The organism is Streptomyces sp. enrichment culture, assembly GCF_964273255.1.
In the GTDB taxonomy this organism is placed as follows: domain Bacteria; phylum Actinomycetota; class Actinomycetes; order Streptomycetales; family Streptomycetaceae; genus Streptomyces.
Window position 1 is genome coordinate 1850721 of sequence record NZ_OZ186835.1, and the last position, 19114, is coordinate 1869834.

At 75.0% G+C, this 19114-nt stretch carries 16 protein-coding genes; 7 read left to right on the forward strand and 9 right to left on the reverse strand.

Going from position 1 to position 19114, the window contains the following annotated elements; all coding sequences use genetic code 11:
* The first annotated feature begins 22 nt into the window (after positions 1 to 22).
* From ACSU53_RS07800 to ACSU53_RS07815, 4 genes are read left to right on the forward strand one after another with little or no spacing between them, the layout of a single operon-like run.
* Positions 23 to 1102 (forward strand): ABC transporter permease, encoded by a 1080-nt coding sequence (locus ACSU53_RS07800; protein ID WP_437025884.1) that lies wholly within the window; start codon positions 23 to 25, stop codon positions 1100 to 1102.
* Complete coding sequence (locus tag ACSU53_RS07805) at positions 1099 to 2109, forward strand: ABC transporter permease (protein ID WP_437025886.1); 1011 nt, start codon at positions 1099 to 1101, stop codon at positions 2107 to 2109. Before ACSU53_RS07800 ends, ACSU53_RS07805 begins: the two co-directional genes overlap by 4 nt.
* Positions 2106 to 3116 (forward strand): ABC transporter ATP-binding protein, encoded by a 1011-nt coding sequence (locus ACSU53_RS07810; protein WP_437025888.1) that lies wholly within the window; start codon positions 2106 to 2108, stop codon positions 3114 to 3116. The genes ACSU53_RS07805 and ACSU53_RS07810 overlap by 4 nt, the downstream gene beginning before the upstream one ends.
* Positions 3113 to 4147: an ABC transporter ATP-binding protein gene (locus ACSU53_RS07815; RefSeq protein WP_437025889.1), complete on the forward strand. Its 1035-nt coding sequence runs from the start codon at positions 3113 to 3115 to the stop codon at positions 4145 to 4147. Before ACSU53_RS07810 ends, ACSU53_RS07815 begins: the two co-directional genes overlap by 4 nt.
* 153 nt (positions 4148 to 4300) lie before the next feature.
* On the opposite strand, the gene ACSU53_RS07820 is transcribed toward ACSU53_RS07815, so the two are convergent.
* From ACSU53_RS07820 to rimP, 9 genes are all read right to left on the reverse strand, one after another.
* Positions 4301 to 5257, reverse strand: coding sequence for a bifunctional riboflavin kinase/FAD synthetase (locus tag ACSU53_RS07820; protein WP_437025891.1), 957 nt, complete (start codon positions 5255 to 5257; stop codon positions 4301 to 4303).
* Between the two features lie 247 nt (positions 5258 to 5504).
* Positions 5505 to 9113, reverse strand: a complete 3609-nt coding sequence (locus ACSU53_RS07825) for a trypsin-like peptidase domain-containing protein (protein ID WP_437025893.1) — start codon at positions 9111 to 9113, stop codon at positions 5505 to 5507.
* A 545-nt stretch (positions 9114 to 9658) separates the two neighbouring features.
* A complete protein-coding gene (gene truB, locus ACSU53_RS07830) occupies positions 9659 to 10564 on the reverse strand; it encodes a tRNA pseudouridine(55) synthase TruB (RefSeq protein WP_437025895.1) in 906 nt (301 codons plus the stop codon).
* Positions 10561 to 11010: a 30S ribosome-binding factor RbfA gene (gene rbfA, locus ACSU53_RS07835; protein ID WP_019527009.1), complete on the reverse strand. Its 450-nt coding sequence runs from the start codon at positions 11008 to 11010 to the stop codon at positions 10561 to 10563. The genes truB and rbfA overlap by 4 nt, the downstream gene beginning before the upstream one ends.
* A 47-nt stretch (positions 11011 to 11057) precedes the next feature.
* Positions 11058 to 11354, reverse strand: coding sequence for a DUF503 domain-containing protein (locus tag ACSU53_RS07840; RefSeq protein WP_362101735.1), 297 nt, complete (start codon positions 11352 to 11354; stop codon positions 11058 to 11060).
* Between the two features lie 197 nt (positions 11355 to 11551).
* On the reverse strand, positions 11552 to 14575 hold the full coding sequence (infB, locus tag ACSU53_RS07845) for a translation initiation factor IF-2 (protein ID WP_437025897.1): 3024 nt from the start codon (positions 14573 to 14575) through the stop codon (positions 11552 to 11554).
* Positions 14576 to 14739: 164 nt separating this feature from the next.
* On the reverse strand, positions 14740 to 15021 hold the full coding sequence (locus tag ACSU53_RS07850) for a YlxR family protein (RefSeq protein ID WP_362101673.1): 282 nt from the start codon (positions 15019 to 15021) through the stop codon (positions 14740 to 14742).
* Between the two features lie 182 nt (positions 15022 to 15203).
* Entirely contained in the window at positions 15204 to 16202 is a 999-nt protein-coding gene (gene nusA / locus ACSU53_RS07855) for a transcription termination factor NusA (protein ID WP_437025899.1), read from the reverse strand.
* A 2-nt stretch (positions 16203 to 16204) separates the two neighbouring features.
* Positions 16205 to 16738, reverse strand: coding sequence for a ribosome maturation factor RimP (gene rimP, locus ACSU53_RS07860; protein ID WP_437025901.1), 534 nt, complete (start codon positions 16736 to 16738; stop codon positions 16205 to 16207).
* Positions 16739 to 16945: 207 nt separating this feature from the next.
* Between rimP and ACSU53_RS07865 the strand changes: the two genes are divergently transcribed.
* The 3 genes from ACSU53_RS07865 to ACSU53_RS07875 all read left to right on the forward strand — a co-directional run bounded on the left by ACSU53_RS07865 (position 16946) and on the right by ACSU53_RS07875 (position 19006).
* Positions 16946 to 17551, forward strand: a complete 606-nt coding sequence (locus ACSU53_RS07865; RefSeq protein ID WP_437025903.1) for a hypothetical protein — start codon at positions 16946 to 16948, stop codon at positions 17549 to 17551.
* Positions 17548 to 17991, forward strand: coding sequence for a DUF4439 domain-containing protein (locus tag ACSU53_RS07870; RefSeq protein WP_437025905.1), 444 nt, complete (start codon positions 17548 to 17550; stop codon positions 17989 to 17991). The genes ACSU53_RS07865 and ACSU53_RS07870 overlap by 4 nt, the downstream gene beginning before the upstream one ends.
* A 103-nt stretch (positions 17992 to 18094) precedes the next feature.
* Positions 18095 to 19006, forward strand: a complete 912-nt coding sequence (locus tag ACSU53_RS07875) for an aminoglycoside phosphotransferase family protein (RefSeq protein ID WP_437025908.1) — start codon at positions 18095 to 18097, stop codon at positions 19004 to 19006.
* Positions 19007 to 19114: the final 108 nt, after the last annotated feature.

Below are 19114 nucleotides of genomic sequence, written 5' to 3' on the forward strand. Positions count from 1 at the left end.
AGCAGGCGGCGAGCGGGCGCCCATGACCGCTGACGCAGCATCCGCGCCCGCCGGGGGTGCGCGGGCCGCCGGTCCGGTCAAGGACGGACCGGCGGCCGGCCGCGGCGGTCCGCGGGCCCGCTCCTCGGCCGGCTACCTGCGGTACGTGGCGGGCAAGCTGGCCGGGGCCGCCGTGTCCCTGTTCGCCGTCCTCGTCACGAGCTTCTTCCTGTTCCGGCTGATCCCGGGCGACCCGGTGAAGTTCATGACCGGCGGGCGCCAGGTGTCGGCGGAACAACTGGCTGCCTACCGACGTGAGTTCGGGCTGGACCTCCCCATGTGGCAGCAGTTCACCGACTACTGCGGCAAGGCGCTCACCGGCGACCTGGGGACGTCGTACCAGTTCCGCGCCCCGGTGATCGACAAGATCACCGAGGCGCTGCCGAACACCCTGCTGCTGACCGGGACCGCCTTCGTGCTCTACACGGCGCTGGGCATTCTGCTCGGCACCCGGGCGGCGTGGCGCAACGGGCGGCTCGGCGACCGGTTCCACACCGGTCTGGCGCTGGTCCTGTACTCCGTGCCGTCCTTCTGGCTCGGGCTGCTGCTGATCGTCACGCTGTCGGTGGGCATCGGCCCGGTCCCGGGCCTGTTCCCCACCGGCGGCATGGAGTCGGGCGGCGAAGAGGGCTTCGCGTACGTGCTGGACGTGGCCCACCACCTGGTGCTACCGGTGGTGACGCTGGTGGCGGTGGAGTACGGGCAGACGCTGCTGGTGACGCGGTCCGCGCTGCTGGACGAGATGGGCAGCGACTACCTGACCACCGCGCGGGCCAAGGGCCTGCGCGACGACCTGGTGCGCCGTCGCCACGCCGTGCCCAACGCGCTGCTGCCGACCGTGACGCTGGTGTTCATCAACCTCGGCCGGACCGTGGCGGGCGTCATCCTGGTGGAGACGGTCTTCTCCTGGCCCGGCCTCGGCGGGCTGTTCTACCAGGCGCTGAGTGTGCCCGATCTGCCGCTGGTGCAGGGCCTGTTCTTCGTGTTCGCGGCCGCGGTGATCGTAATGAACACGCTGGCCGACCTGATCTATCCGCTGCTCGACCCCCGGGTGGGCCGATGACGACCGACCACGACGGCACGACGGACCCGCCGGCACCGGTTCCCGGCGCCCCGGCCGGGGACCCGCCGCTCGCCTCCCCGCCGACTGACTCCCCGCCGGCCCCGGTGCCGGTGGAGGCGTCCGCGCGCACCCTGGCCCGGCAGCGGCGGCGCGCCTCGGTGGCCCGCTTCTGGCGGCAGTACCGCACCCACCGCGCGGGAGTCGCCGGCCTGGCCGCGCTGCTGCTGGCCGGGCTGCTGGCGCTCGCCGCACCCCTGCTGGTCGGCTCCGACGTCGACCAGGTGACGGACGCCCCCGGCGAGGCGCTGGAGGGCCCGAGTGCCGCGTTCCCGTTCGGCACCGACCGGTTCGGGCGGAACCTGCTCGGCCTGGTGATCCAGGGGGCGCGGGTGTCGCTGCTGGTGGGGCTGCTCGCGGCCGTGCTGTCGGTGGCCATCGGCACGCTGATCGGGGTGACCGCCGGGCACTTCCGGGGCTGGTACGCGACGGTGATGATGCGCGTCACCGACTGGTTCCTGGTGATGCCGACCCTGGTGCTGGCGATCGCCCTGGCCAGTGTGATGCCCCGTTCGCTGGTCACCATCGTGGTGGCGATCGGGGTGACGACGTGGCCGACCACGGCACGGCTGGTGCGTGCCCAGACGCTCGCGGTGGAGACCCGGCCCTACATCGAGCGGGCCCGGGCGCTGGGCGGCGGGCACTGGCACGTCATGAGCCGGCACGTGCTGCCCAACGTGATGCCCCTGGTCCTGGCCCAGACGACCCTGATCATCTCGACCGCCATCCTGGCGGAGGCGACCCTGGCCTTCCTCGGCCTCGGCGACCCCACCGTGGTGTCGTGGGGCGGACTGCTCCAGGACGCCCGGGAGGCGGGCGCGGTCAGCTCCGGCCACTGGTGGTACCTGGTGCCGCCGGGCCTGGCCATCGCCTCGGTGGCGCTGGCGTTCACGCTGTGCGGGCGGGCCGTGGAGTCCGTCCTCAACCCCAGGCTGGGGGTGTCCCGTTGAGTCTGCTGGAGGTCAGGGACCTGACCGTGACGTACCCCGGCGGGGCGGCCGCCGTGCGCGGGGTGGACCTGCGGCTGGAGGCGGGCCGCAAACTGGGGATCGCCGGGGAGTCCGGCTGCGGCAAGTCCACGCTGGCGCTGGCCCTGCTGCGGCTGCTCCCCGCCGGGACGCGCACCGGCGGGCAGGTGCTGCTGGACGGTGAGGACGTGCTGGCCATGAAGTGGGGCAGGGTCCGGGCGGTGCGGTGGGCCGGGGCCTCGATCGTGTTCCAGGGCGCGATGCACTCCCTGAACCCGGTGCACCGCGTGGGCGACCAGATCGCCGAGCCGCTCCTGCTGCACCGCCGGGCGACACCGGCCGAAGCGCGGCGCAGGGCGGGCGAGTTGCTGGAACAGGTGGGTCTCCCGGCGGCGCGGGCGGCCGCCCATCCGCACGAGCTGTCCGGCGGGCAGCGGCAGCGCGTGATGATCGCCATGGCGCTGGCCTGCGATCCGCGGCTGATCATCGCGGACGAGCCGACCACCGCGCTCGACGTGATGATCCAGGCGCAGATCCTGCGGCTGATCGAACGGCTGGTCGCCGACCAGGACGTCGCCCTGATGATGATCAGTCACGATCTGGCGGTGCTCGCCGACACGTGCGACCGCCTCGCCGTGATGTACGCGGGCCGGGTCGTCGAGGAGGGCCCGGCCGACGCCGTCCACCGTGCCGCCCGCCACCCGTACGCCCGGGCGTTGTCGGCGGCGTTCCCGCGCATCGGCGACCCGGCGTCGCGTTTCGCGCCGCGCGGCCTTCCGGGGGACCCGCCGGATCCGTCGGCGTTGCCGTCCGGCTGCACGTTCCATCCGCGGTGCCCGGTGGCGCTGGAGTCCTGCGCGGTGGACGACCAGCCGTTGCGCAGGGTGGACGCGGCCCGGCGGGCGGCCTGCGTACGGGTCGACGAGGACGCGACGGCGGCCGCCGCGGCGGCGGCTCCCCTTCGGAAGGCGAGGCCCAGCACCCCATGACCACCTCCCCCACCGCGGCTCCGGCCGCCCCGCTGCTGAGTGCCCGGGGTGTGCGGGTCGCCTTCCCCGGGCGACGCGGCGCGCCGGGCGCCCGTGCCGTGGACGGCGTCGACCTCGACATCCGCGCCGGTGAGATCGTCGCCCTGGTCGGCGAGTCGGGCTGCGGCAAGACGACGCTGGCCCGCGCGTTGCTGGGCCTGGTGCGGCCCACCGGCGGCCGGGTGACGTTCGACGGCGGGCCGCTGGACTACTCCGGCCGGGCCCTCAAGGCGTACCGCCGGCGCGTGCAGTTGGTGCTGCAGGACCCCAGCGGCTCGCTCAACCCCCGGCACACGGTGTACGACGCGGTCGCCGAGGGGCTGCGCATCCACGGTCACGGCGGTGACGAGCGGGCGGCGGTGGCGCACGCGCTGTCCCGGGCCGGGCTGCGGCCTCCCGAACGGTTCTTCCTGCGCTACCCGCACGAGCTGTCGGGCGGTCAGCGGCAGCGGGTGGTGATCGCGGGCGCGCTGGTGCTGGAGCCCGAACTCCTCGTCGCCGACGAGCCGGTGGCCTCCCTGGACGCCTCGGTGCGCGGGGAGATCCTGGCGCTGCTCCTGCGGCTGCGGACCGAACTGGGGCTGTCCGCCCTGGTGGTGACGCACGATCTGGGGCTGGCGTGGAACATCGCCGACCGGGTGGCGGTGATGTACCTGGGCCGGATCGTGGAGAGCGGAGCGGTGGAACAGGTGCTGACCGCGCCCCGGCACCCCTACACCCGGGCCCTGTTGTCGGTGCTGCCGGAGGCCCAGGGCGAACCCGTGGTGCTCACCGGGGAGCCGCCGGACCCGTCCCGCGTCCCGGGCGGCTGCCGCTTCCACGCCCGCTGCCAGGTCCTGGCCTCCGGGGAGGCGGACCGTGCGGGTGTCGCGGAGGCGTGCCGGACCGTGGACCCGGAGATCCTGACCGGCGGCGACACGGCCCAGGTCGCCTGTCACTGGGCCCCCGCGACGGGCGCCCGGGAGACGGAGGACACCGCCCCCGAGCGCTGAGGCCGTCGGCGGGCGCTGCCCGCCGCGCGGCACCGGGACGATAAGGACCGACGGGCGGGCCGGACGCGGCAGCCGGACCGAGCCGGGAGCGCCCTCACAGGGTGGGCGGCCACCCACCAGCCAGCCGCGTCACAACCTGTCCGGTCAGCACACCTAGGCGGGCCGTTCGGCCGCGGCGACCAGTTCGCGGCAGCGCTGCACGTCGCGGCCCATCTGTTCCAGCAGGGCGTCGAGCGTGTCGAACTTTGCCTGCCCGCGCACGAAGGCCAGGAAGTCCACGGCGACGTGCAGGCCGTAGAGGTCGAGGCCGACGCGGTCGATGGCGTACGCCTCCACGGTGCGCTCGGTGCCGTCGAACTGCGGGTTGGTGCCCACGGAGATGGCGGCCGGCATGGCCTCGCCCCGGGCGTGCAGCCAGCCGGCGTAGACACCGTCGGCGGGGACGGCGGTGTGCGGGAGGGTCTCGACGTTGGCCGTCGGGAACCCCATCTCGCGCCCGCGCTGGGCGCCGCGGACGACGACGCCCTCCACGCGGTGCGGGCGGCCCAGGATCTCGGCGGCGCCCTCGACGTCGCCGTCGGCGATCAGGCGCCGGGTGAGGGTGGACGAGAAGGGCTCGCCGCCGCCCGCCTCACCGGACACGAACAGGTCGACGACCTCGACCTCGAAGTCGTACAGCTTGCCCTGTTCGGCGAGGAAGTCCACGGTGCCCGCGGCCTTGTGGCCGAAGCGGAAGTTGGGGCCCTCGACGACCGCTTTGGCGTGCAGCTTGTCCACCAGGACCTTGACCACGAAGTCGGCCGGGGAGAGCTTGGAGAACTCGCTGGTGAACGGGAGGACCAGGACCGCGTCCACCCCCTGCTCCGCCATGAGTTCCGCGCGCCGGTGGTGAGGTGCGAGCAGCGGCGGGTGGCTGCCGGGGCGGACGACCTCGCTGGGATGCGGGTCGAAGGTGACGACGACGGCCGGGACGCCCAGGTCGCGGGCACGGTCCACGGCGTGCCGGATGATCAGCTGGTGCCCGCGGTGCACTCCGTCGTAGGAGCCGATGGTGACGACGCTGCGCCCCCAGTCCTGGGGGATGTCCTCCAAGCCACGCCAGCGCTGCACTGTGCCTGCTCCTTGTCGAAACCTTGTCGAGCCGAGTCCGTGGACGTCGCGTGGACTTCTTTCCGCGCAGGACCAAGGGTGCCATGCCGTTCCCCCGGGACGCGCAGCGGCATGGTCGCAGTGGCCCCGCCGCCCGGACCGCCGGGCTCGCCCACCGGGCCTGCCCCGGCCCGGCCCCCACCTCACCCGTCGTGGCCGGTTCGGCTGCCCCGGCCGGACCGGCCCGCACCGTCCGTGCTCGCCCGGTTCACACCGGCACGCGCGTGCCGACCACGTCCTCGACGGTCCGGCGGGCGCCGGTGCCGATGAGGGGCGCCCAGACGCCCGGGGCGTCGGCCAGCCAGCCGGCCAGCGCCGCGGCGAAGCCCGGGACGTGCCGGGCCAGGCCGGCCAGGGCCCGGTCGAGGCGGGCGGCGCCCTCCGGGGTGCGGGCGAGGAGGAGGCCGGTGCGGTGGACGAGGTCGCGCAGCTCCGGGCCGGTGGTGCGGGCGGCGGCGTGCAGGACCGCGGTCAGGACGTCGGGGTCCTGCTCGCGGGCCAGGAGGGTGTCCAGCAGGACGCGGCGCAGCGGCCGGGAGGCGGGCGTGCCGGGGTCGGCGAGGAGGCCGGCGAGGGCCGCCCGCAGCGGGGCGGGACCGCCGTCGAGAAGGCCGGTGAGCAGGGGGAACAGGACGTCCTGGGCGGCGGGTCCGCCGTTCAGGCGTCGGTCGGCGTACGCCGCGAGGTGGCCGGCGAGTTCCGGGCGCCGTCGGACGGCGTCCCGCAGCAGGGCGGCGACCCGGCCGGCCAGGCCCGGAGTGGTGGCGTCGCCCAGGACGCGGAGGGTCTCGGCGGCGTCCGCCCGGCCCAGCCGTGTCCCGAAGGCCGCGAGGACCGGCCCGGGGTGGGTGATGAGGGCGCCGGTCAGCGCGTCCGGGGGCAGTTGCGGGTCCCCGGCGGCGAAGTGCTCCAGGGCGCGGGCCAGGTGCCGATCCCTGGTGTGCGGGTCGCGGACGAGCAGGGCCAGGGCGCCGCCGTGCGGTGCGGGGTCGTCGGTGCGGTCCAGGAGGGCGAGCGCGGCCTGCCGCAGCAGGGCGCGGTCGGCGCCGTCGCGGACGTACGGGACGACGCGCAGCCCGTGGGCCGCGGCCGCGGCCCGGCGCGCGGACCGTTCGTCGTGCGCCCACCGGTGGACGGCCCGGCAGACGGCGCCGGGTTCCTCCTCGGCGAGGACGGCCAGCAGTTGTCCGGCCCGGCGGTGGGCGCTGTCGGCGAGGGCGTCGGTGAGCGCGTCGGAGGCACGGTCGCGGTGGGTGTGCAGCAGGACCTGTGCGGCCGTCGCCACGGTCGCGTGCGGGGTGGCGGGCAGCGCCCGCTCGTCGTCGAACCAGCGGACGAGTTGCGGGATGACGGCGACGGGGTCGGCGGTGAGCAGCCGGGCGGCGGCGTCAAGGAAGCGCGGGCCGGTCTCGCACGGCGGGCCGTCGGCGGGGACGAGCCGTCGCAGCAGGGCGAAGCGGGTGTCGGGCGGCAGCGGGACGGTGCTCCAGAAGTCCGGGCCGAGGTCGGCGGGCACGGGGCGGTGTTGCTGCCGCCAGGCGGCCACACGGTGGGCCAGGAGGCCCAGGACGGCCGTGTAGGGCGTGGCGTCGGGCACCCGGGTGAGGGTGGCGGAGAGCAGGCGGGCGGCCCACCAGGAGGCCGGGTCGGCGTCCAGGGCGTGCACCAGGTCGGCGAGCCGGGAGGCGAGCGGTCCGGTGCCGCGGCGGCGTCCGAGGCGCACCAGGGCCTCGACGACGGGGCCGGCCCGGTGGTGCGGGACGGGGACGCGATCCGGGTCGTCGGCGGTGCGGGGGGCGTGGACCAGGGCGCGCAGGGCTTCGTCCAGGTCGAGGTGGACGCCCTGGATCCAGTCGGCGAACTCCTCGTGGGCGAAGCGGTAACCGCTCCCGGCGGGCACCAGGACGCCCTCGGTGAGCACGGCGGTGGCCCAGCCGGTGCCCCCGCCGAGGTGGGCGGGGGCAGGACCCCAGGGGAACAGTTCCTCGAACGCGGCCCGCTCCAGCTCCCCCTGGCCCGGCCCGAGGCTGCGCCGTGCGGCTTCGTGCACCTGTCCGGCGACGCGCGTGGCGAGGCGGCGCACGGCGGTGCCGCGCAGGCCGTTTTCGGCGGCGAGGCGGACCGCGACGCGCAGGCACATCAGGTCCAGGTGGGCGGAGAAGAGGTCGTCGCGGTCGACGGGCACCCCGGGCGGGCCGCCGAGCGCGTCCCGGACCTCCGCCAGCAGCCGGAGGGCGAGGGGGTGCCGGGCGTCCGCACCGCCGAGGACGCCGTCGGGCAGGCCGTGGTGGGCGCGGGCGCGCCGGGCCTCCTCGGCCGACAGGTCGCCGAGGGACACGCGGGCGGGGGCCTGATCGCAGCGGTACGCCGCGTCCCGGGGCGTGTGCAGCAGCCCGGCGGGGAAGCGGGGCGCGGCGTTCTCCCAGAACTCCGGGCGGCAGGCCACCACCAGGCGGATGCCCGTGGTGCGCAGCCAGCGCGCGGTGCCGTCGGTCCACGCGGCCAGGCGGTGGGCGAGGACGGGGGGCATCTCCTCGGGCCCGTCGAGCAGGACGGTCAGGGGGCGTCCGGCCGCACGGGCGAGGGCGGCGAGGCGCTCGGGCCCGGTGTCGCCGAGGCCGTCCGGGCCGGCCGGGAAGGGGCTGCGGGAGGCGGCCGCGATCCGGGCGGCCCGGTCCAGGGCGCGGCGGGCGGCGTCGGCGAGGGAGGCGTCGTCCTCGTGGAGGTCGGCGCCGCGCAGCCAGAGCGTGGGCCGGCCGTCCCGGTGGCGGCGGGCGGCGTACGCGGCGAGTTCGGTGGTGCGGCCGCTGCCGGGCGGGCCGACGAGGCCGAGCACGGCCGCGGGGCCCTGCTCGAACGCGGTGAACTCCGTTGTGACGCGGGCCCGTTCGATGCGGGGCACGCCGCCGGGCGCGGTGGTGTCCCCGGTGAGGACGCCCGCAGGGCCGTCCTGCGCGACGGAGGTGGCGGTGAGGTGCAGGACCCCGGCGAGATTCAGGTCGGCGCCGTAGGCGGGCACGGTGGTGGCGTTCCGGGCCAGGAGGGCGGCGAGCGGGCCGTCGGCCCTCCGCGCACCGGCGGGCGTGCCGTCCGACCGGCCGGGGTGGGCCTCCTCGGCCGTGGCGGGGGCCGGGGAACGCAGGGGGACGGCGAAGCCGGTGTCGCGGTGCGGGGAGCGCAGCGCGGTGCCGAGCACACCGAGCACGGCGCCGGTCCCGGCGTCGAGCACGGGGCCGCCGGCCGCTCCGCCGCCGAGCCGCAGCGCGTCCCGTCCCGCGGTGCCGATGGCCAGTTCGAGGGCGTCGTCGAGGCGGTGGAAGCGGTCGGTGGCGGTGTAGGTGACGGTCGTGGCGCCCAGGACGCGGGCCTCGCGCCAGCAGCCGGCGGCGAGGGTCACATAGGTGCCGCTGTCGACCCGGTCGCGTGCGGTGACGGGGAGCGGGTCGAGGCCGAGCCCGTCGGTGCGCACCAGGGCGAGGTCGAGGGCGGGCAGCGCGGTCACGGCGTCGGCGCCGACCACGCAGTGCCGGTCGTCCGGTGCGCGCAGGACGAGGCGGGGCAGTCCGTCGACGGCCTCGTGGCTGGTGATCACCGTGCCGTGGTGGTCGGCGAGGAAGCCGGTGCCGCGCGGCCGCCCGGCGAGGTCCTGGATCCGCACCAGCAGGTCCTCGGGGGCCGGCGGCCCGGGCGGCCGGCCCCCGGTGTCCGGAGCGGGGCCCTGACCGGGGCCCTGACCGGTGTGCTGAGGGGTGTGCCGAGGGGTGTCCGGACCGTGGGGGGCGTCGAGCCCGCGACGGAGCCGGCTGTGCGACGTCATCGCCGTACCTCCCCGCGTACTGCCTTACCACCGTGCCTGTGTTCTGGACAGTAGGCCACGATGATCAGCGGGAAACGCCCTGCGGCGAACGCGCCCCCTTCCGCTCCCCCGGTTCACTCCGAGCGCCTGCACGTACGGGTGAACACGGGACGTCCGGTGGATACACCCTAGGGGTGGGGGAACCGAGGGGGACCGTGGAGCGGCGGCAGGGGCAGGCCCCCGTGACGTCGCTCCACGGGCGGAACCGGCCACGCCGACCGCCCCGCAGGCCCGCTCCACCGGCACGCGGGCACGCGGGCACATCGGCGCGCCGACGAGGAGACAAGTCGACGGATCGACCGGGCGAGCCACCGGAGCGGGTCGACGGATCGACAGGGCGATGGATCGACAGGCGACGCGACAGGGCGACGGACCGCCAGGCGCCCCGGCGGGGCGAGGGTTCGGCAGGGCGCGAGGCAGCGGGAGGGCGACGGATCGGCGGCCCGGCTCCCCGGCCGGGGGCGGGCGGTGGTGCCGTCCGCCCCCGACGGGCGCCCGGGTCGTCGTCAGGCGAAGACGGCCAGGCTCTTGGCCTTGCCCCGGTGCTCCTCGACCAGGGCGAGCAGGCCGCCCTCCGGACCGAAGACGGCGACCGGACCGGCGCCCGCGTACATCTCGGGCATCTCCAGCCGCACCCCGTTGGTGAGCAGCCGGGCGTGCCGGGCGTCGACGTCCCAGCGGGGGAACGCGGCAGCCGCCGCCTCGGCGATCGGCATCACGGTGAGTTCCTGCTGCAACTGCTCCAGGGTCCGCGCCGTGTCGAGCCGGTAGGGGCCGACGCGGGTGCGGCGCAGCGCGGTGAGGTGCCCGCCGACCCCGAGTCCGGCCCCGAGGTCACGGGCGAGGGCCCGGATGTAGGTGCCGGAGGAGCAGACGACGGAGACGACCAGGTCGAGCACCGGGGTGCCGTCCTCGGCGACGGCCTCCCGCACGTCGTACAGGTCGAACGAGGAGACGGTGACCGGCCGGGCCGGGATGTCGAAGTCCTCGCCCTCGCGGGCCCGCTTGTAGGACCGCACCCCGTTGATCTTGATGGCGCTGACCTTCGACGGGACCTGCATGATGTCGCCGGTCAGCTCGGCGATCCTGGCGTCGAGTGCCTCGCGGGTGACCTTCGAGGCGTCGGTGGAGGAGGTGATGTCCCCCTCGGCGTCGTCGGTGACCGTGTTCTGCCCGAGCCGGACGGTGCCCAGGTACTCCTTCTCCGTCAGCGCGAGGTGGCCGAGGAGTTTGGTGGCCTTCTCGACGCCGAGGACGAGGACGCCCGTCGCCATGGGGTCGAGGGTGCCGGCGTGGCCGACCCGGCGGGTGCGTGCGATGCCCCGCATCTTGGCGACCACGTCGTGCGAAGTGAAGCCCGACGGCTTGTCCACGATGACAAGGCCGTCGGGCGTGGGGGGCTTCTGGGTCATTCGGCGGTGTCGTCCGTCTCGTCGTCTTCCGGCTTGCGGTACGGGTCGGCCCCGCCCGCGTACGTGGCGCCCGCGGACGCCTCCCGCACCTTGGCGTCGGACTGGCGCGCCTTGTCGAGGAGGTCCTCGATGTTGCGTGCCGTGTCCGGGAGGGCGTCCATGACGAAGGTCAGGGTGGGCGTGAACTTCACGCCGGCCGCCCGGCCCACCTCGGAACGCAGGACGCCCTTGGCGCTCTCCAGGCCCGCCGCGGCGGCCTTGCGCTCCTCGTCGTCCCCGTACACCGTGTAGAAGACGGTCGCCTCCCGCAGGTCACCCGTGACCCGGGTGTCCGTGATGGTGACGTGCGAGCCGAGCCGCGGGTCCTTGATCCCGCGCTGCAGCTTCTGGGCCACCACCTCTCGGATGAGGTCCGCCAGCCTTTTCGCCCGCGCGTTGTCGGCCACTGGTCCGTCTCCCGTTCTTTCCTGATCTCGTTCTCGAAAGCTGGTCGTCAGTCGTCGTCCTCGCCGTGGAAGCGCCGCCTGACGGACAGCAGCTCCACTTCCGGATGCCCGGCGACCAGCCGCTCGCACCGGTCCAGCACGTCGGTGATGTGCCCCGCGTCGCCGGAGACCACCGCGAGGCCGATGAGCGCCCTGCGGTGAAGGTCCAGGTGGTCCACCTCGGCCGCGCTCACCGCGTACTTGCGCTGGAGCTCGGCGACGATCGGGCGGACGACGGAGCGCTTCTCCTTCAGCGACCGTACGTCGCCGAGGAGGAGGTCGAAGGACAGCGTCCCCACATACATGTGCAACCGGTTCACCCGCCGGCACGGGATCGATGGCCCCGCCATCCAGTGGGCGGGGACATCACGAACGGTACAACGAAGCGGGCCGCGTGATCGACGGATATTGCGCCCCACGGCTCCCGGCCGGGCCGGGACCGGGCACGCGCCGGCCGACGGGACATGGAGCGTCCCGTCGGCCGGCGCGTGGACCGTGGCGGTTACGCCCGCGGCTTCTCGCGCATCTCGTACGTCGCGATGACGTCGTCGACCTTGATGTCGTTGAAGTTTCCGAGGTTGATACCGCCCTCGAAGCCTTCGCGGATCTCGGTGACGTCGTCCTTGAAGCGACGCAGACCCTCGATGGTGAGGTTCTCCGCGATGACCTTGCCGTCGCGGAGGAGGCGCGCCTTGGTGTTGCGCTTGACCTCGCCGGAGCGGATGAGGACACCCGCGATGTTGCCCAGCTTGGACGAACGGAAGACCTCGCGGATCTCCGCCGTGCCGAGCTCGACCTCTTCGTACTCCGGCTTGAGCATGCCCTTGAGGGCCGCTTCGATCTCCTCGATCGCCTGGTAGATGACCGAGTAGTACCGGACGTCCACACCCTCGCGCTCGGCCATCTGCTGTGCCCGCCCGGCGGCGCGCACGTTGAAGCCGATCACGATGGCGTCGGAGCCCATCGCCAGGTCGATGTCGGACTCCGTGACCGCACCGACGCCGCGGTGCAGGACGCGGATGTCGACCTCTTCGCCGACGTCCAGCTGGAGCAGCGAGGACTCGAGGGCCTCGACCGATCCGGACGCGTCACCCTTGATGATCAGGTTCAGCTGCTGGACCTCGCCGGCCTTGAGCACCTTGTCCAGGTCCTCGAGCGAGACGCGGCGCGTGCGCTTGGCGAACGCGGCGTTGCGCTCACGGGCGGCACGCTTCTCGGCGATCTGACGGGCCGTACGGTCCTCGTCCACGACGATGAAGTTGTCGCCCGCACCCGGGACGTTGGTCAGGCCCAGGACCTGGACCGGCGTCGACGGGCCGGCCTCGGCGACGTTGCTGCCGGTGTCGTCGAGCATGGCGCGCACGCGGCCGTAGGCGTCGCCCACCACCATCGTGTCGCCGACCCGCAGCGTGCCTCGCTGGACGAGGACGGTCGCCACGGCACCGCGGCCGCGGTCGAGCCGGGACTCGATCGAGATGCCCTGCGCGTCCTGCTTCGGGTTGGCCCGCAGGTCGAGCGAGGCGTCCGCGGTGAGGACGACGGCCTCCAGGAGGCTGTCGATGTGCAGACCCTGCTTGGCGGAGATGTCGACGAACATGGTGTCGCCGCCGTACTCCTCGGCCACCAGGCCGTACTCGGTCAGCTGACCGCGCACCTTGGTCGGGTCGGCGCCCTCGACGTCGATCTTGTTGACCGCGACGACGATCGGGACGTCGGCCGCCTTGGCGTGGTTGAGCGCCTCGACCGTCTGCGGCATGACGCCGTCGTTGGCCGCGACGACCAGGATCGCGATGTCGGTCGACTTCGCACCACGGGCACGCATGGCGGTGAACGCCTCGTGACCCGGGGTGTCGATGAAGGTGATCTTGCGATCCTCTTCGTTGACCTCGGTCGTGACCTGGTAGGCACCGATGTGCTGGGTGATGCCGCCCGCCTCGCCGGAGGCGACGTTGGTCTTGCGGATGGCGTCGAGCAGACGGGTCTTTCCGTGGTCGACGTGACCCATGACGGTGACGACCGGCGGACGGACCACCAGGTCCTCCTCGTCGCCCTCGTCCTCGCCGAACTCCAGGTCGAAGGACTCGAGCAGCTCGCGGTCCTCCTCCTCCGGGCTGACGATCTGAACGGTGTAGTTCATCTCGTCCGCGAGGAGCTGGAGCGTCTCGTCGGAGACGGACTGGGTCGCGGTGACCATCTCGCCGAGGTTCATCATGACCGCGACGAGCGACGCCGGGTTGGCGTTGATCTTCTCCGCGAAGTCGGTGAGCGACGCACCGCGCGACAGGCGAATGGTCTCGCCGTTGCCGCGAGGCAGCATCACACCGCCGACCGACGGGGCCTGCATGGCCTCGTACTCCTGGCGCCTCTGCCGCTTCGACTTGCGGCCACGACGCGCGGGACCGCCGGGACGGCCGAAGGCGCCCTGCGTGCCACCGCGGCCACCGGGACCGCCGGGACGGCCACCGAAGCCGGGACGGCCACCGCCGCCGCCGAAGCCGCCGCCGGGACGGCCGGCGAAACCGCCGCCACCACCGGGACGGCCGGCACCGCCGCCGCCACCCGGACGCCCGGCGAAGCCAGGACGGCCGCCGCCACCGCCGCCGGGACGACCCGCACCGCCCGGACCGCGGCCGCCGGGGCCGGGACGCGGGCCGGCAGCGGGACGCTGCGGCATCATGCCGGGGTTCGGACGCGGGCCGCCGGGACGGGGACCGCCCTGCGGACGCGGCATCGAGCCCGGGGTCGGGCGCTGCCCGCCCGGAGCCTGCGGACGCGGACCTCCGCCCTGGGCACCGGGTGCCTGGGGACGGGGACCGCCGCCGGGCGCACCGGGGCCGCCGGGACGCGGGCCCTGCGGACGCGGCGCCTGCGGACGGGCCATGCCGGTGGAGCCGCCCGAGGTGAACGGGTTGTTGCCCGGACGGGGACCGGCCGGACGGGCGCCCGGACGGGGCCCGCCGGGACGCTGTCCCTGACCCGCCGGACGGCCCTGGCCCTGACCCTGGCCCTGACCGGCGGGACGACCGCCGGGCTTGGGGGCACCGGGACGCGCGCCGCCGGGCTTCGGCCCGGACGGGGCGGCCGGGGACGCGGGCGGGGCCTGGAACTCCGGCGCGGCCGGAGCCGGACGCGGCGCGGGGCGCGGGCCCGGCGTCGGACGCGGACCGGGGGTCGCCGGCGAGGGCGCCGACGGCGCCGGGGACTGGGACGCGGCCGGCTTGGGCGCGGCCGGCGGCTTCGGGGCAGCCGGACGCTCCCCCGGCGCCTTGGCGGCGCGGGGGCCTGCGGCCTGTGCCGGAGAGGGTGCCGCGGGCCTGGGGGCCGCCTTGCGGGGCGCTCCCGGCTTCGCCGCGGACTTGCCGTTGCCGCCGCCCTGGAAGGCGTCGGTCAGCTTGCGTACTACGGGCGCTTCGATGGTCGAAGACGCCGAACGGACGAATTCACCGAGTTCCTGGAGCTTGGCCATGACGACCTTGCTCTCCACACCGAACTCCTTGGCGAGTTCGTAGACCCGGACCTTAGCCACTTCGCTCCTTTGAGGTCCGGGTTGCGTCCGGACCGTCGCTAGTTCATGGGCGTACTCATCGCGTACTCATCGAGTGCTCATCGCAATCTCGACCTGCTTTCGACTCGCGAGGTACCAGACCGCACGGGGGGTTCCGTACGGCATGTCTTCCTGTCGGGCTGCTGTCAGCAACCCTGTGCCTGCTCGACGTAGTGGCGCAACGCCTTTACGTCGAGCGGTCCCGGGACGCGGAACGCCCGCGGGAACGCCCTGCGGCGCACCGCCTGGTCCAGACAGAGCGGGACGGGGTGTACGTAAGCACCCCGGCCGGGCAGCGTACCGCGAGGATCGGGGACGCAGGCGCCCTCGACCGCCACGATCCGCAGCAGCTCGTTCTTGACCGCTCGCTCCCGGCACCCCACGCAGGTGCGCTCGGGGCATGCACGGGTAGGTGTCCGGCCAGACACAGCTCAGTCTACCTCCCCGAACCGACCTCACCCCTTCGGGGCAAGGATCGAACACGTGCCGCAGAAAAGCTGTCGTGATCTCAGCGACCTGCGGCCTGGATCCATTCCCCGGCCGCTCGCGGGCCGGCCGGGCGGCGCACGGTGCGGCCGGAGACCGGATCCGTGCCGCACCGCCGCCCGGGTCACTCGCCGGGCTGTTCGCCCGGCTGCTCGGTGTCCGGCCGGATGTCGATCCGCCACCCGGTCAGACGGGCGGCGAGCCGGGCGTTCTGGCCCTCCTTGCCGATGGCCAGGGAGAGTTGGTAGTCCGGCACCGTCACCCGGGCGGACCGGGCCGCCATGTCCACGACCTCCACCTTGGAGACCCGGGCGGGCGACAGGGCGTTCGCCACCATCTCGGCCGGGTCGTCCGACCAGTCGACGATGTCGATCTTCTCACCGTTCAGCTCGCCCATGACGTTGCGCACCCGGCCGCCCATGGGACCGATGCAGGCCCCCTTGGCGTTCAGCCCGGACCGCAGGGAACGGACGGCGATCTTGGTGCGGTGACCGGCCTCACGGGCGATCGCGGCGATCTCCACGGAGCCGTCGGCGATCTCCGGCACCTCCAGGGCGAACAGCTTCTTCACCAGGTTGGGGTGGGTGCGCGACAACGTGACGGAGGGACCGCGCACGCCCTTGGCCACCCGGACCACGTAGCTGCGCAGCCTCATGCCGTGCGGGTACGTCTCGCCCGGGACCTGCTCCTGCACCGGCAGGATGGCCTCCAGCCTGCCGATGTCGACCAGCACGTTCTTCGGGTCGCGGCCCTGCTGGACCACACCGGTCACGATGTCGCCCTCGCGGCCCGCGTACTCGCCGAGCGTCGCGTCGTCCTCGGCGTCGCGCAGCCGCTGCAGGATGACCTGCTTGGCCGTGGTCGCGGCGATCCGGCCGAAGCCCGACGGGGTGTCGTCGAACTCGCGGGGCTCCTGGCCCTCGTCGAGGTCCTCGGGGTCCTCCTTCGCCCACACGGTCACGTGCCCGGTCTTCCGGTCGAGCTCCACGCGCGCCTGGCGGCGGCTGCCCTCGGTGCGGTGGTAGGCGATGAGGAGGGCCGATTCGATCGCCTCGACCAGCAGGTCGAAGGAGATCTCCTTCTCCCGCACCAGGCCCCGCAGGGCACTCATGTCGATGTCCACGGCTACGCCTCCTCTTCCTTCTCGTCGTCCTGCCTGGCGGACGCGTCGTCGGACTTGTCGTCCTTGCGGTTGAACTCGACCTGGACGCGCGCCCGGGCGATGTCGCCGAAGGCGAGCCTGCGCGCGGTGGGCCTGCGGCCCTTGACCCCCGGCACCTCGACGTCGAGTCCCTCGTCGTCGGCCGTCAGGATGCGGGCGGTCAGCTCGCCGCCCTCGGTCAGCTGGAACCTCACCAGGCGTCCGGTGGCACGCACGTAGTGCCGGTGCTCGGTGAGGAGGCGCTCCGCGCCGGGGGTTCCCACCTCGAGGGTGTACTCCCCGCTGCCCATCGCGTCCGTCTCGTCCAGCTTCGCCGAGAGCGCGCGGCTCACCTCGGCGATCCGGTCCAGATCGGCGCCGGTGTCGGAGTCGACGGTGACGCGCAGCACCCGCTTGCGGCCGACCGAGTCGACGGCGATCTCCTCGAGATCGAGGCCCTGTGAGCTGACGAGCGGTTCCAGAAGTTCTCGCAGCCTCTCGTTCTGGGTGGTGCTCATCCGGGTGACTCCTCGGCCGCGTGTGCTGTTGTGGGACGGTGCGCGTGTCTGGTCAAAGGGTATCCGGTCGCACAGGGTGATGCCGTCCACCCGGTGACGGAGGGTGCCGCTGACCGCCGCCGGGGGCGACCCCGGGTACCGTGATCACGCGTCTGCGGCCCCCGCCGTCGCCGCCACGTTCGACCGAGCCCCCCGAGGACGTCTCCCGTGCCGTTCCCCCTCTCTCCGGGCACCCGCTCGGGGCCCCGCAGACGGATCCTGCTCGCCGTCGCCCCCGCGGCCCTGCTCGCCGCGGGCTGTTCCGCCGGTTCCGACGACTCCGGCACCCCCCGCGGCAACGGCCCCTCGGCCGCGGACCGGGCCCGCGCCCGTGCGGCCCGGGACAGCAGGGAGCTGGCCGCCCGGTACGACGCGGTGATCGCCGCCCACCCCGGGCTCGCCGAGCGGCTGCGCCCGCTGCACGCGGACGTCGTCCGGCACGCCGAAGCCTTCGGACCCGCGCCGTCGCCCTCGCCGTCGTCGTCATCGCCGTCAGCGGCGTCGTCGCCGTCGGGGGCGGCGACGCCGTCCGGTACCGGTGCCGGGGAGTCCGCGGCGCCGGTCTCGCCGTCCTCGCCGGTCCCGCCGTCCTCCGGCGCCGTGCCGGCGACGCCGAAGGAGGCCCTGGCCGACCTCGCCGCGGCGGAGCGGGAGCTCGCCGGCCGGCGCACCCGCGCGCTGCTGGAGGCACCGGGCGAGCTGGCCCGGCTGCTGGCCTCCGCGGCCGCGGCCGGGGCGGCGCACGTGTACCTGCTGACGGAGGGACGGGCGTGAACGAGGCGGAGGAGCGGGAGCTGCGGGCCCTGCAGGCGGCCCTGGCGGCGGAGCACGCGGCGGTGTACGGCTACGGAGTCGTCGGCGGCCGCGTCGGCAAGGAGCACGGACCGCAGGTCCGCGCGGCGTACGACGCCCACCGGGCCCGCCGGGACGCGCTGGTGCGCGACGTCCGGGAGGCGGGAGCCGCACCGGTCGCCGCGGCCGCCGGGTACGCGCTGCCGTTCCCGGTGCCGGACGCGGCGGCGGCCCTGCGGCTGGCCGCGGAGCTGGAGAACCGCCTCGCCGGCGTCTACGCCGACCTCGTCCGCGACAGCCGGGGCGGGCGGCGGCGGGCCGCGGCGGAGGCGCTGCGGGAGGCGGCGGTGCGCTCGGCCCGCTGGAGCGGGGGGAGCGTAGCCTTCCCTGGGCTGGCCGAGCGGGCCGGTCCGGACGGCTGAGGTGCCCGCGGGCGGCGCGGCCCGGGACGGCACGGCGCCGGGTGCACGGACGGCGCACGACGGGCGGCAGGCCCCGCGACACCACGAAGGGAACGACGCGCGCATGGTTTTCGACCCGCCGAGGCGTCTGGTGAGGGCGCTCGCGGAGACGGCTCCGGACGGTGACCGCTGGCTGGAGCAGGTGCCCGGTGCGGCACGGCGGGCCGTCGCCGCGCTCGGGCTGACCGTGGAGCGGGTGCAGGTGCCCGGGGGCCGCAGCAGTCTGGTGGTGCTGGTGAGCACGGCGCAGGGCACGCCGGCCGTGCTGAAGCTCGCCCCGCGCCGGTTCCGGCCGGAGGCCGAGCGGGCCGCGCTGGCCCACTGGGCGGGGCGGGGCGCGGTGCAGCTGCTGGACGCGGGCGCCGTCCCGGAGGAGTCCGAGGGGGTGCTGCTGCTGGAGCGGCTGCACCCGGACGTGTCGGTGCGGTCGCTGCCCGAGGCGCGGGCCCTGCTGGAGGCGGCGGGGACACTGCGCCGCCTGTGGGTGCCGCCGCCTGCGGACCACGGCTTCGAGACGGTGGCCGAGCGGACCGGGCGGCAGGCCGAGGCGATGCGGGCGAGCGCCCGGACGGACCCGGAGGCGGCCCCGCTGGTGCGGGCGGCGCTGACCGCCCGCGACGAGCTGCTCGCCGGGCCGCCCGAACCCCGGCTGCTGCACGGGACGTTCCGGCAGAGCAAGGTGCTCGCGGGCGAGCGGATGCCGTGGCTGGCGGTGGGCCCGGACCCGGTGGTCGGCGAGTGCGCCTTCGACCTGGCCCGGCTCGTCCGCGACCGGGTGGAGGACCTGATCGCCCAGCCGTCCGGTGCGGCGACGACCCGCCGCCGGGTGAAGCGGCTCGCGGAGTCGCTGGAGGTGGACCAGGAGCGGCTGCGCGGCTGGACCCTCTTCCGCGCGGTGGAGTCGGGCGTGCGCGCCCGCCGGGTGGGCCGCGTCCAGGACGCGGAACTGCTGCTGGAGTTCGCCACCTGGCTCTGACTCCTCGGTGCTCTCGGGCGGTGTGCGGGCGGGTGCGCCCCCCTGCCGTGTGTGGTGGCAGGGGGGCGCAGGTGGTCCGGTCGGCGTGCCTCCCGAGCTTGCCGGCCG

What these genes read in the sequence shown, in the direction of transcription:
- ACSU53_RS07800 (WP_437025884.1), top strand. Translation starts at nt 23, where the DNA reads ATGACCGCTGACGCAGCATCCGCGCCCGCCGGGGGTGCGCGGGCCGCC.
- ACSU53_RS07805 (WP_437025886.1), top strand. Translation starts at nt 1,099, where the DNA reads ATGACGACCGACCACGACGGCACGACGGACCCGCCGGCACCGGTTCCC.
- ACSU53_RS07815 (WP_437025889.1), top strand. Translation starts at nt 3,113, where the DNA reads ATGACCACCTCCCCCACCGCGGCTCCGGCCGCCCCGCTGCTGAGTGCC.
- ACSU53_RS07825 (WP_437025893.1), bottom strand. Translation starts at nt 9,113, where the DNA reads ATGACGTCGCACAGCCGGCTCCGTCGCGGGCTCGACGCCCCCCACGGT.
- truB (WP_437025895.1), bottom strand. Translation starts at nt 10,564, where the DNA reads ATGACCCAGAAGCCCCCCACGCCCGACGGCCTTGTCATCGTGGACAAG.
- ACSU53_RS07840 (WP_362101735.1), bottom strand. Translation starts at nt 11,354, where the DNA reads ATGTATGTGGGGACGCTGTCCTTCGACCTCCTCCTCGGCGACGTACGG.
- rimP (WP_437025901.1), bottom strand. Translation starts at nt 16,738, where the DNA reads ATGAGCACCACCCAGAACGAGAGGCTGCGAGAACTTCTGGAACCGCTC.
- ACSU53_RS07875 (WP_437025908.1), top strand. Translation starts at nt 18,095, where the DNA reads ATGGTTTTCGACCCGCCGAGGCGTCTGGTGAGGGCGCTCGCGGAGACG.